The sequence below is a fragment of the Microbacterium sp. 2FI genome, assembly GCF_005502885.1.
Classification (GTDB): domain Bacteria; phylum Actinomycetota; class Actinomycetes; order Actinomycetales; family Microbacteriaceae; genus Microbacterium.
This window is the reverse complement of sequence record NZ_SCMR01000020.1, coordinates 75,586-84,563: the sequence shown is the minus strand read 5'-3', so window position 1 is coordinate 84,563 and position 8,978 is coordinate 75,586. Positions and strand designations below refer to the sequence as shown.

Genomic DNA, 8,978 nt, shown 5'->3' with positions numbered 1-8,978 from the left:
CGACAGCCTCCCCAGCATCAGAACCACCACCGACGAAACCCCTGGCTAGACTGCCCGCAACTGTTCACTTTTCGAAGATCGAAACTGACCAGTTCTCAAGCGTCGCTGACACCTCGGTCTTGAACCACAGCACCCAGCTCGCCTCGCGAACCCGCGCCCGGTTCGAACCCACTCGCTCTCGCCAACTCCGAACCCCGGTTATCCACACCCTCGCGTACCGCTCGGAAAACCCATTCCAGCACTCGGTAGCTTCGACATAAACCCCCCAGAAAGGAAGCATGTGTCCACAGCATCTAGGAAAGCGGTAGTCGGACTTGCCGCGATGATCCTGAGCGCAGGAGTGGTGATCTCCGGCTCGGCCGCCTTCGGTCAAGAACCCGCAAGCGGCGCGCCGGAATCTAACCACGACTCAATCCTCGCGTCGACGGAGAACGACGCTCTGGTTGAGACAAATGAGGAGCCTTGAGAAGGCCTCGATCGTTGGGGCCAATTCCCGCTTCGGTGAACTCGTCGCTCAGGTGGAGGTTCGCCCTGATGGCGGGCTCGAGATCCGCTACTGGAGCGGGCACGCGCTAGCCAAGGGTCTGGTGACGGCGGCGACCCAGACCGCGAAGTCGACGTCTCTCCCCATTTCCCTCGTCCCGGTCGACTGGGATCCTCAGCAAGTCTTCGAGTCCGCGCGCGAGTTGTCTGCGAACGACCCGACGACTCTGCGCGCAACCGGCCTGTCGTCGGTGGACAGCGTCTCGATTGACACGCGTACGGGTGAACTGACGGTCTATTCGAACGACGCCGTCGCTGCGACTATCAGCGTCGACGGAGTCAATGCCGAAGTCGAGACTGGCGTGAAGACCGTGCTCCAGAACCGACAGGATGATGCCGCGCCTTGGTCTGGCGGCGCTGTGCTGCGTACGGACTCATCTCTCTCGACCGCGCCGCACTGCACGGCGGGGTTCAACTGGAGGAAGTGGACGACCGGCGAGATTATGGGATCGACGGCCGAGCACTGCTACGAGAGTTCAGGCGTAACCACGTGGAAGAACTACGGAGTGACCGTCGGCTCGCGCTACTACTACAACACTGCGCGCGACACGTTCCTGATGAGGAGCGCGCCCCAGAGCCAGTTCAACCCGAACGTGTTCGTCGGTGCTGCCAACACCAACGACGTGCGTTTGGGTAGTCGGTGGGATGGCGTCTGAGCCCGTCAGCTCTGCGATCGCCTTGAGCGGCGGCAAGAGCGGCCTCCACGCAGGAACGATCCGCAACATCGCGTTCACCTCGGGCGGGAAGGGCCCGTGGAGGGAAACGACGGTCAGCGCATGCCAGGGCGGCGACTCCGGCGGCCCGTGGCTGACGACTATGTCCGGCTCGGGGGACGTCATCGCTCACGGTCAGCACGGCGGTGTACGCGAATACGCTGATGGATCGCTTCGGTGCTTCTACATGCCGGTGACGCCCATCAGTGCGGCGTTGGAGGCGTCCCTGTACTTGTACTGAGCGGCTCGCCTTGAGGGGGTGGGACTCGACCTCGAGTCCCACCCTTTTCATTCCTTCTGCAGCACTGATTGAACGACGACGACACCGACGCCGAACTCAGCATCGGCCGCCCGCTGCAGAGTGTCATCGTCAAATGCGACCGACGCGAAAATGACTCCGCCCACGACGGATGCGACGTTGGGCCCGATGACGGAAGCCAGCTCGCTATCGACGATTTGCTGGAGTTCGGCGTTCGACATGCCGCTCGGAGAAGTGGTCGCGGCGTCTTCGGGAAGGGGTTGGTGGGCTCTCGGCTCGAGAACCTCGTTCACGACGAGCACCGGCACCGAGTCACTGGCCCAGTTGACGGTGCCGCGCACTCCCACAGCGCCCTCGGTGTAGCGAACATGGGACGCGGTGCTGTATTCGGCGTCAGCCCAGTCCCAGTTCTCAAGACGGATCGCCGTGTGGAGGCAAGTCGGCGGCATGGACTGGTAGTGACCTCCGAGGCAGAGCGCGACCTCGCCGCCTTTCTCGATGACCACGCCCGAGCCTACGTACGTGGTCCCCGCAGACGGAGTCGATCCCGCGGTGGCATCCGTAGTCGACGATCCGTCCGCGATGGGCGAAGCGGCCTGAAGCATCGTGACAGTTCCACCGACCACGCCGCCAACCAGGACCAGAGCGACGGACGCGGCCACCAGCTGGCCCCTCGGCGTGGTGCGTCGCTTCATCGAGCTGCGAAGTGCCGGATCGGCAGCTCGCTGAGCGCCCTGCCTGCCTAGGCTTCGCGATCGGCTCTCAGCAGCAACGTGAGCGACGAGCGCTTCGCGTATCGCATCCGAACGCTCGGGGGTGAATTGCACAGTCATGACGGTGTCCTTTCGATGGCGGCAGTGACGGCGTGCCGTAGACGTGTGCGGAGTCTTGAGAGCCTCATGCGGGCCGCCGGCTCGGAGATGTTCACAGCCTCGGCCGCCTGACTCACGGTGAATCCCTCGATAACTGTCAGCGCCAAGAGGGAGGCATCGCGCGGGGACGCGGCCGCCAGGACTGCCCGTAGCTCTGTGACGCGCTCGTCGTTGCGCTCCGCGTGCAGCTCAGCATGATCCGGCGCGGGGACGGGGCCCGGAAGCTCCGACAGGAACCGGTGGTACCGCCGGCGTGCCCGCGCCGCGTTGCTACCGACGTTGCGGGCGGTCACCAGCAGCCACGGCAGTATGGAACCGTCCACTAGTCGCACCGAGTGGCGGCGCCGCCAGAGCTCGAGGTACACGATGGCGACGAGATCTTCGGCGTCCGCTAGGGGAAAACCCTGCGCGAAGAGATGCCGCAGCGTGCGATCGCGGTGTCTATCCCACAGTGCGCCGAACGCGCGCTCATCGCCATCGAGGACGTTGGCCCACAACTCGGCGTCAGATTGGCTCACACTTCATAATGTCCGCGAACGCTCCAATCCTCACAACCGCCGCGGACGGGGGTCCACCCTAACCTCCACGCAATGACTCGCCCGGCATATCCGGAGAGTGTTTTGCTGGTGTCAGCCCGCTCTCTCGACCGGTTCGATGCGAGCGTAGTCGAGCTGTTCGACCTCGACGGGTGTGAGGTCGCCAATCGAGCCGTGTGGGCGCTCGGTGTTGAACCAAAGCACCCAGCTCGCGGTCGAGGCCTCGACTTGGTCGGCGTCGCGCCAGGGACCCTCGAGGTGGATGAGTTTGGACTTGTAGAGCCCGATCTGTGACTCTGCGAGGGCGTTGTCGTACGCGTCGCCGACGGACACGACCGACGGGTCGAAGCCTTCGTCAACGAGCCGGTCGGTAAACGCGATCGACGTGTAGACGCTTCCCGCGTCGGTGTGGCGTGTGAGCCCGGCAAGCCCGGTGACGCCCTCTCTGCGGCGGGTCCACAGCGCCATCTCGAGGCAGTCCAGCACGAGCGGGGTCATCGACGTCGCCGCACGCCAGCCGATAATGCGGCGCGAGTGCGCGTCGAACACGAACGCGACGTACACCCACCCCGACCACGTCCACACACATAGGTGAAGTCCGCGACCCAGAGCTGGCACGTGCGGGACCGGGAGAAGTGCCGGTCGACGAGGTCGGGCGCACCGGGCGGTGTCGTGCCCGATACGCAGAACGCTTCTTCGACCTTCGAAACGCGACACTGCGCAGCGAGAAGAGATGGGCAAGCGAGGCTTTCTCATTTCTTTCCCACGAGAGAAGCCGGAAACGCCCGAGAAAAGACCTGATGAGAGAAAGAAAATGCCGCGCACGCCGGCGCGGCATCCTCAGAATTCCCATTCAATGAGACGATAAAAATAGCCTCTGATCAGGGCTTTATGGCGGTGACGGTGGGATTTGAACTCTGATGTGACGACGTCACCAGAGCTGCACTCGATCTCGTACCCGGCGTTCTCCTGCGATCACGCGGTTCGCAAGTTCTCAGATTCTGCGTTCGCCTGCACTCGATCTCCTCGTTTGTTCACGCGTCTGTTCACACCTCGCCTCGGGTCAGATGCCCACGACGAGAATTGGGACGCGGACCGGCACGACGACGTGGTACGTAGTAGCGGCCTCGAGGCCGCCCGTCCGGCTCATCCTTGCCAACCGGGCCACCCGTCCCGGTGTTCCACCATGATCTTCGGCGCCGCGCCGAGGACGATGTCTGCGAGCGAAGCCTGTAACAGGATGGGCGCGCTGATGGTGCCCTGCAGGAGTTCCACGAGGCGGTCGACCGGCAGGTCGTCAGTATGCACGGGTTGCATCAGATTCGCGTACGGTTCCGCGACGCCGCTGAGCATCATCCCGGTCCCTCGACTGAACCCCACTGGAACGAAAGGGGACATGGCGACGATCGCGGACGCGCCTAATGGCCTATGTCCGGCCACCATCATGCCGTAGCGATTGAACCACAGTGCGCCGACGACGGGACCCCTTTGGCCGGTGTCCGGCGACGGCGGCGTCCAGTCGGCCTGCCAAGCAACCACCGGCCAAATCCCGGAGTAAATGGATTGAGTCCGCCAGCCTGTCGTCCGACCGCCAACGGTCCGGTCGGCTACGTGGTGACCGATGCCTGCCACATCCTCCACGGTTTTTCCGCCGCGCTCCTTCTTACGCGGGGCGCCCGAAACCGTGTACTCAACACTTCGGGCACTGGCGGCGGCGAGCACTTCGTGGACCAGGCGCTGAACTTCAGGGAGGAGCTCCTCAGCGACACGGCGAAGTTGCTGAACGTTCGACGCGGCAGCAGCAGCGGCCGCCCCTATGGCGGTCGCCTCAGCCTCTGCGATACGTTGCATCGCCGCGGCCAGTGAGCTGGGGGGCGCAGTCGAAGCCCGAGCCTCCTGAAGGCGAGTAGCCTCCCTTGTCGCTTCGAGCTCACGAAGCGCGGCTACCCTTTCGAGCGCATGCTCTTGGCACAGAAAGGTGTCAGAAAGCAACTTGCCGTGTACTCCGCACGCCGGTTTGCCGCAGCTCGAGCATGCACCGATCGCGAACATTCCGCAGGCGCAAGTTGGAATGCTAGATGAGTCGCCTACCACTTCTTGATAATCGAAACCGCAGGGCTCATGGTGCGTCTCGTCTAGAGGGCGCATACCCGCTCCGGGGTGACCGGGGTGAAGTGGTACCCATGACCGCTGTGTTCGAGTAACCCGAGAATCACAATGCCAGTAGCCAACCGCCATGGGGGTTCGCTCAACGCCGCCGCACGATGGGCATGCCATGGGAGATCCTGACTTTGAACAGAAAGTAGCCGCACTCCGCCCGACGCCGCGTGCTTGGTCAGAACTTATGGCACGGGCACTTCACACTCAAGTCGTCGGGCGCGACATGGCGTGTTCCCGTGCGACCCGGTCAAGCCCCGGGAAGTGGTGCAGCTCAGGTTCCTTCGATCTGTTGGGTGGAAGAAGGCGCAGAGCTCTAGGACGGTGTCGGTGTTCACCTCGGTCCGGGGTCGGGACGAAGCTGAGGCGGGACTTGGCAAGGAGGTCGAGGCCGAGGTAGCGGCACCCTTCGGCCCTTTCGTCCGTCTGCTCGGCGAGGACCGCGTCGACGAGGCGGATGATCGCGTCCCGGTTGGGGCGCCGCGATCGTCAAGCAGCGGCGGCAAATCAGTGCTCGTCGGCCGATGCGCGGCTTGGCCTCAACCATCGCACCGAATTGCTTGGTTGCAGGTCGGCGCGCAGTTGAAGAGGCCGCGCGTACCCTCCACCAACCTCAAGCGCCACTCGGCACGGCACGCGCCCGCCGGGTACCTGCAATGAAACCCAAGCAACAAGCACCTCGTCAGGGTTGAGCTCCGTAGCTTCGCGCTCAAGGTAGACCCTGCCGGCGAACTCGCGCTTCCCTGCCCGAACAGTCGCCCTCGAGCTCAACGCCGGGACCATTGCCGGTTTCCTACCGCGATTCGTCACCAGCAGCGTAATCCGCCAGTTCTGCTCGACGATGAGGTCCTCGTCGACGTGCACGCCAGCGAGCTCGATGCGCACTCCTCCGAGGGTCGCAGGCAGTTTCCTCACGCGCCGGCGCCGTGCCCGCCACGCGGCGAGAGACACCCACGCCAACGCGAGAACGACCACTGTTATCAGCCCCCGGTTGGCCGCGAGGAGCTGCGGAAGTGTGACTTCACTGATCGCGCTCATCGACTGCCGTCCTCACTTGCGACGCTAGCGACGGCCTCCGACACGGCCGCGAGCGCACCACAGCGGCACCCCCGACTGTCCGACGCCTCACATACTCTGAACCTCCTCGGCCGGAGAAAGGCGACCCCCGGTCGGATGACGAAGAACAAGAGGTACGAGGCGCACTACGACCGCCTCAACGATGCCCGCATCGCGGCGAGTGGCCCTCCGCCCTGCACGCTCCCCTCTTCGGCCTACGGTCCGCAGCCGATCGAGTGGCCAGCGCCCGGCGAGCGGCCCCCAGTGTGGGCGTGGGTGCAATGGCGACACCAACCCGCCGAACGCATCGCAGCGTTCGCGACCGGCTGGAACGATCGCATCGTCATCGTCGAGTGGGACGGACCGACGGGAACGGTCAACACCGTCGTCTGGCGCAACGCCGTCACCCGCCGCACACCACAGACCGACAGCAACAGTGCCTCAGCCCAACCGCCTAGAGCTCGCGAATCACCTGGCCGAGCTGGAAGTACATCCGGCTGACAACGTTGTCGTCGACGCTGTACCGAATCCACTGACCTCGGGTGGCCTGGTCACGCGGAGGGTCTGCGATCAGCATCCCCTGGTCTACGAGCTTGTCGATTGCGTTGAACGCTGTCGGCTTGGGGATGTCGAGCGCGCGTGCGATCTCTGCGCGAGTCTCGTTCGGATGCTCGCGCAGGTGCCCGATGATGCTTGCCCGCACCATGTTGCCGAAAGCCTGAATGGGATCCTCCGCGTTGGCACTGTTCGCGGGGCGGGTGTACTTGGGCACCCGTCCATTGTCCCGTGGCGGGGATGGTCTCGTCCACAGGACCGCATGAATTAGTTGTACACATCTGAAGTGTATCTATGTATCATGCAGATATGTCAATGGGATTCGAGGCAGCGAAGACGGTGTTCGCACCGTTTCCGCTGCCCTTGTCCCCCAAACGGCCTACAGACATCGCCCACACGGCTCGGCTAGCGTCGACCTCAGACGCGAGATGGGCACCCCCGGCCACTCGCGGTAGCGGCGTGCGCACGTTCCATAACTGGACCATGCATCGTTTTCGTTCTCGTGCGATCGTGCATAGGATGCCCTCACGGCGGCCGTCAGTCATGCAACTCCGCTCACGCGCTGGCGCCGCCCTGACTTGTCAGGAGGGCCGGCGATGATGGCGCAACGCAACCGTCGTGGACTGATCTGGGCGATCCTCGGAGCGCTCATCCTGCTCGCTGGCATCGTCGCGATCATCATCGCCGCGATCGGCTCCACCCCTCGCGAGCCGGAGACCACACCCGCTCCAGGCGCCTCGAGCTCCTCAACGCCGACCACGGAACCCACTGCAACCCCGCCCGACGGCGACGTCGTCGACGCCACGGTCGAACAACGAGGCTGGGTGCCCGAGCCGATCACGACGGATGCCGAAACCTACGTGCGCGCTGCCCTCGCCGCCGCCGGAACCTTCGACACCCAGCTGAGCACCTACGAGGAGTGGATCGCGTACCTCGGCACCTGGTTCACCCCAGACACCCGGTACACCAGCGAGGCAGACCGCGAGGCAGAGTTGGCCGCCGCCAAGCTCGAGCTCAGGCAGAGCGTGGTGCTCCCCGAGTCGGAGTGGGACTCCCTCGCGAACGAGGACGGACGTATGGCCTCGGTTGTCTCTGGCGATGTGACACTCGCGCCCGTGCCAGACGACCCCTCGGGCGACATGACCTTCGGCACCGCCGACATCGCCATCACCTTCAACCGTTCTGACGGCGGCGACGGCGAGGTCACCTACGACGAGACGACCCGGCTCACCGTGCAGGTGCTGTGTGGGCCTGACAGCGTCCCGACGCCCAACAGCTCCCAGCAGGCCGGGGACTGCAAGGTGATCCGCTTCTTCTCGGAGCCGTTGGAGCCCTGACATGGGAGCCCCGGTCACCGCCGCCGCAGCCCTCGCAACGACGAGGACTGGCCGGAAGGTGCTGATCGGGGTTCTGGTTCTCTTGATGCTCGCGGTCAGCGTCGCCGTGACCCCACTTGTCGCGATCCCCCTCGCCGTAGCCGGCCAGACCGCAACCGCCCCCGACGCGGCGCCGTTCCCCGCTCCGCAGGCGAACGGTGACTGGGGCTATCCCCTCGCCGGCGGGTACTCGAAAGGACGCGGGTTCGGCTACAACCCTGTTGTCGGTTGCGGATTCTGCTCGACGAACCACAAAGGCTACGACATGGCCCAAGGATGCGGCAGCCCCATCTATGCCGCGGGACCCGGCCGCGTCATCACCGCCGGCGCACTCTCGGGCTGGGGCAACACCGTCCGCATAGACCATGGCGAAGGCCTCGTCACGCTCTACGGGCACATGGAGTGGGGCTCGATCCGCGTCACGAACGGCCAGACCGTCACCGCTGGCACCCCTATCGGCTCCGAGGGCAACACTGGTCGATCCTTCGGCTGCCATCTCCACTACGAGGTGCTGCGGAACGGCGTCTCCATCGACCCGCAACCGTTCATGGCCGCGCTCGGCCTTCCCCTGACCTGACTCATCCCCCATCGCACAGAGGAGCACGGAATGACTCTCACCACCCGCATCCCCCTGGATGTTGACATCCCAGACATCCAGCCGGACTTCTCCGCCCCGTTCTTCCAGGGCTTCCAAGTCATCGCGTCGTACATCCTGGCAGGCGCAATGCTCGTGGTGCTGATCATGCTGATCATCGCCGGTGCGGCCCTCGCGTTCCGTGGCCTTGCATCCGACCGCGTCCGTACGTGGGCGGGCGAGAACATCCTGTGGATCTTCATCGCCGCGGCCGTCCTCGGGGCCGCATCCGGACTCTTCGCCTGGTTCGTGAACTTCGACTTCGGATTCTGACGAC

The 8,978-nt window shown here is 64.6% G+C and carries 9 protein-coding genes and 1 pseudogene; 4 read left to right on the top strand and 6 right to left on the bottom strand.

Features of this window, described 5'->3' with window-relative positions; translation table 11 throughout:
- The first annotated feature begins 452 nt into the window (after positions 1-452).
- On the top strand, positions 453-1,199 hold the full coding sequence (locus tag FFS15_RS14915; RefSeq protein WP_137845832.1) for a hypothetical protein: 747 nt from the start codon (positions 453-455) through the stop codon (positions 1,197-1,199).
- A 345-nt stretch (positions 1,200-1,544) separates the two neighbouring features.
- Here the strand turns inward: FFS15_RS14915 and FFS15_RS14910 are convergent, their stop codons facing one another.
- The 6 genes and pseudogenes from FFS15_RS14910 to FFS15_RS14875 form a co-directional block, all read right to left on the bottom strand.
- Positions 1,545-2,342: a hypothetical protein gene (locus tag FFS15_RS14910; protein ID WP_137845831.1), complete on the bottom strand. Its 798-nt coding sequence runs from the start codon at positions 2,340-2,342 to the stop codon at positions 1,545-1,547.
- A 2-nt stretch (positions 2,343-2,344) separates the two neighbouring features.
- On the bottom strand, positions 2,345-2,905 hold the full coding sequence (locus FFS15_RS14905; protein WP_137845830.1) for an RNA polymerase sigma factor: 561 nt from the start codon (positions 2,903-2,905) through the stop codon (positions 2,345-2,347).
- A 111-nt stretch (positions 2,906-3,016) separates the two neighbouring features.
- A pseudogene (locus FFS15_RS14900) lies at positions 3,017-3,582 on the bottom strand (IS3 family transposase); the annotation flags it as partial.
- 487 nt (positions 3,583-4,069) lie between these two features.
- Positions 4,070-4,774 carry a hypothetical protein gene (locus FFS15_RS14895; RefSeq protein ID WP_137845828.1) on the bottom strand — a complete coding sequence of 235 codons (705 nt, stop codon included), beginning with the start codon at positions 4,772-4,774 and terminating at the stop codon, positions 4,070-4,072.
- 813 nt (positions 4,775-5,587) lie between these two features.
- On the bottom strand, positions 5,588-6,118 hold the full coding sequence (locus tag FFS15_RS14885; protein WP_137845827.1) for a hypothetical protein: 531 nt from the start codon (positions 6,116-6,118) through the stop codon (positions 5,588-5,590).
- Positions 6,119-6,590: 472 nt separating this feature from the next.
- Positions 6,591-6,908, bottom strand: a complete 318-nt coding sequence (locus FFS15_RS14875; protein ID WP_137845826.1) for a winged helix-turn-helix domain-containing protein — start codon at positions 6,906-6,908, stop codon at positions 6,591-6,593.
- A 379-nt stretch (positions 6,909-7,287) separates the two neighbouring features.
- On the opposite strand from FFS15_RS14875, the gene FFS15_RS14870 reads away from it, so the two are divergent.
- From FFS15_RS14870 to FFS15_RS14860, 3 genes are read left to right on the top strand one after another with little or no spacing between them, the layout of a single operon-like run.
- On the top strand, positions 7,288-8,028 hold the full coding sequence (locus tag FFS15_RS14870; RefSeq protein WP_137845825.1) for a hypothetical protein: 741 nt from the start codon (positions 7,288-7,290) through the stop codon (positions 8,026-8,028).
- A gap of 1 nt (position 8,029) precedes the next feature.
- Complete coding sequence (locus FFS15_RS14865; protein ID WP_137845824.1) at positions 8,030-8,644, top strand: M23 family metallopeptidase; 615 nt, start codon at positions 8,030-8,032, stop codon at positions 8,642-8,644.
- A 30-nt stretch (positions 8,645-8,674) separates the two neighbouring features.
- Complete coding sequence (locus FFS15_RS14860) at positions 8,675-8,974, top strand: hypothetical protein (protein ID WP_137845823.1); 300 nt, start codon at positions 8,675-8,677, stop codon at positions 8,972-8,974.
- Positions 8,975-8,978: the final 4 nt, after the last annotated feature.

What these genes read in the sequence shown, in the direction of transcription:
- FFS15_RS14915 (WP_137845832.1), top strand. Translation starts at nt 453, where the DNA reads ATGAGGAGCCTTGAGAAGGCCTCGATCGTTGGGGCCAATTCCCGCTTC.
- FFS15_RS14895 (WP_137845828.1), bottom strand. Translation starts at nt 4,774, where the DNA reads ATGCAACGTATCGCAGAGGCTGAGGCGACCGCCATAGGGGCGGCCGCT.
- FFS15_RS14885 (WP_137845827.1), bottom strand. Translation starts at nt 6,118, where the DNA reads ATGAGCGCGATCAGTGAAGTCACACTTCCGCAGCTCCTCGCGGCCAAC.
- FFS15_RS14870 (WP_137845825.1), top strand. Translation starts at nt 7,288, where the DNA reads ATGATGGCGCAACGCAACCGTCGTGGACTGATCTGGGCGATCCTCGGA.
- FFS15_RS14865 (WP_137845824.1), top strand. Translation starts at nt 8,030, where the DNA reads ATGGGAGCCCCGGTCACCGCCGCCGCAGCCCTCGCAACGACGAGGACT.
- FFS15_RS14860 (WP_137845823.1), top strand. Translation starts at nt 8,675, where the DNA reads ATGACTCTCACCACCCGCATCCCCCTGGATGTTGACATCCCAGACATC.